General features: G+C 78.5%; 2 protein-coding genes. Both read right to left on the minus strand.

Annotated elements, in window-relative coordinates; genetic code table 11:
- Positions 1–799: ComF family protein (locus CBZ_RS13260; protein WP_130782003.1), on the minus strand; the 799-nt coding region annotated here is incomplete at its 3' end.
- Between the two features lie 100 nt (positions 800–899).
- Complete coding sequence (locus CBZ_RS13265; RefSeq protein WP_130782004.1) at positions 900–2579, minus strand: LpqB family beta-propeller domain-containing protein; 1680 nt, start codon at positions 2577–2579, stop codon at positions 900–902.
- Positions 2580–2664: the final 85 nt, after the last annotated feature.

Genomic DNA, 2664 nt, shown 5'->3' on the forward strand with positions numbered 1-2664 from the left:
CCCCCCCCCCGCGCGCGCCCGCCGCGGCGAGGACCGCCGCGCACGCCGCGAGCGAGGCCCCCGTGGTGAGCACGTCGTCGACGAGCAGGACGTCGTGCCCGGGGAGCGTCACCGCACGGCCCCGGGCGACGACCACCTGCCCGTCGAGGTTCCGGGCCCGCTCCCGCGCGCCCAGCCCGACCTGGTCCCTGCCTCCCCGGCGTCGCAGCACGGGCGCTCGCGCGGCGGCGTCGCCGGTCGCGGTGAGCCCACGCACTGCACCACGGGCGAGGTCGTCGACGAGCCAGGTGCCGCGGCGTCGTCGCGCGGCCGCGGTGGAGGGCACCGGGACGACGAGCAGCGGACGACGGTGCGGGCGACCCGGGCCGCGCAGCGAGCCGACCGGACCACGCAGCGTGTCGACCGGACCGCGCAGCGTGTCGACCGGACCGCGCAGCGTGTCGACCGGACCGCGCAGCGTGTCGACCGACGGGCCGGCGCGGTGCGCGGCCCGCCCGACGGCCGCGGCGAGCGGTCGCGTGAGGTCGAGGCGTCCGCCGTCCTTCCAGGCGACGACCGCCGCCCGGACCGCGCCGACGTTGTCGCCCAGCGTCCAGACCGGCAGGGGCGGGCGGCCGTCGAGCCGGTCGAGGCGCCCGGCCCGCTCCTCGCAGCGCCACGGCGGGGCGTCGAGCCACGCACGGCACACCGCGCACCAGGGGTCGTCCGGGCGCCCGCAGCCGGCGCACTCGACGGGGAGCACGAGGCCGACGAGGTCGCCGGCGAGGGAAGCGAGGCGGGTGTGGGACGCGGACGGCACGCGGCCAGCGCACCACCCGGCGGCCCCGGTCGGGTCCGGCGCCGCGACCACCGGGGGACGCGACGCCCGCGACGCGGGCCGGGGACGGCTCGGCGTGCGGTCAGCCGGCGAACGACGGGTCGGCGACCCCCGTCACGTCGGGCACCCGCACCCACGTCGAGCCGATGAGCTTGAGCAGCCCGCCGTCCTCGGTCGCGGCGTACGGCGTCCGGCCGCCCGACAGCGACGCGAGGTCCGCGACGGGCGACAGCGCCCGCGTCGCCCCGGCGAGGGGCACCGCGTGCACCCGGTTCTCGTCGCCCTCCGTGGCGACGACGCCCAGGGTCGACTCGTCGAGCCACACGACCGACGTCGGGTCGACGAGCGGCGTCCCGACGCGCACGGCCTCGCCGAAGCCCTGCGGGACGCCGCGGCGGTCGCGGACGACGGCCACGAGGTCGACGGCGACGCCGTCCTCCCCCGCCGACACGACGGCCGCACGGACCCCGTCGCGGGCGACGCGCACCGCGCGCACCGTCCGCCCCTCGAGCCAGTCCGCACCGACGGGCACGGCCGCCGCACCGGCCCGGACCGCGAGCGCGCCGACGCCGACGTCGGACGTCCAGACCCAGCCGAACCGGTCGACGGACGGCGCGGACAGCGACGTCCCGCTGTAGAGCGTGGTGCCGGCGTCGGCGGCGGTCGGCACGGTGACGAGGGAGCGCCCCGCCGACAGGACGACGCGCACGTCGCCGCGCTCGTCCCGGGCGGGGTGGCTCGGCTCGGGCACGTCGAGCGGTCCGACGCCCTCGACGGGTCCCAGACCCTCGGCGCCGAGCTGCACGATCTCGTCGCCCTGCAGCAGCTCGAGCGAGCCGCCCGACGGCGACCCGTGGTTGAGCGTCGCCGCGCCCTCCAGCGCGGCGCTCCCGGCCCTCACGTCGACCGAGCTCACGCCCGACACCTCGAGGAGCGTGCGCTCGATCTGGGCGAGCAGCAGCGGGCGGTCGGCGTCGAGCAGGTCGGCGGCGCGCGCGGACGACAGACCGACGTGCGCGACGCCGTCGTCGTCGACGTCCACGGCGACGGGCTTGAGCTGCACGCCGTCCGGCACCGCGGTGCCCACGGCGTCGCGCAGCCACGGCGACGGTCCCGCGAGCAGCGCGCTGACGGCGTACGTCGTGAGGTTCTTGGCGGGCAGCCAGCGCAGCTCCGGCACGAGGTACGTCTCGTCGGGCGACAGGAAGTAGAGGGCGGTCTGCCGGAAGAACACCGCGAAGTCGTCCGTCGGGACGACGAGGCCGTCGGGCGCCTCGGAGATGCGCCACTGCCCGTCGTCGTCCTGGACGAGCACGTAGGTGAGCATGAGCTCGGCGCCGGTCCCGGCCTCGGCGTAGCGGCCGTCGCTGTCGACGCGGGCGACGACGGGCACGTCGACCTGCACCTGCGCGTCGCCGACCTCGGTGATCTCGAGGTCCCCGGAGACGACGACGCCACCGAGCGGCTCCCACTCGGACCGCGCCTCCCCGGCGAGGAACTGCCGCGCCACGACGAAGTTGTCCCGGAACCCGGCCGAGCCGGCGACGAGGAACCGCTCGACGATCTCGACGGGGTCGGCGTCGGGCCGCGGGCCCTCGGCGAGCACGTCGACGCCCGACGGCGTCTCGACGCGGCCGTCGCCCTGCTGGACGGGCCCGGAGGTGGGCATCGCGGTGCACGCCGCGAGGACGAGCGTCGCGGCTCCGGCGACGGCGGCGAGCACGCGTCGGCGCGAGCGGCGGGCGACGGGGTGCGGCGTCATCGTGCGGCCCCTTCCCGGTCGGGCCGGCTCGCGGGCGGCGGCCCGGGGACCGGCACCGACGCGGGCACGGCGACCGGTCCGGCGG

The organism is Cellulomonas biazotea, assembly GCF_004306155.1.
Classification (GTDB): Bacteria; Actinomycetota; Actinomycetes; order Actinomycetales; family Cellulomonadaceae; genus Cellulomonas; species Cellulomonas biazotea.

What these genes read in the sequence shown, in the direction of transcription:
- CBZ_RS13265 (WP_130782004.1), bottom strand. Translation starts at nt 2,579, where the DNA reads ATGACGCCGCACCCCGTCGCCCGCCGCTCGCGCCGACGCGTGCTCGCC.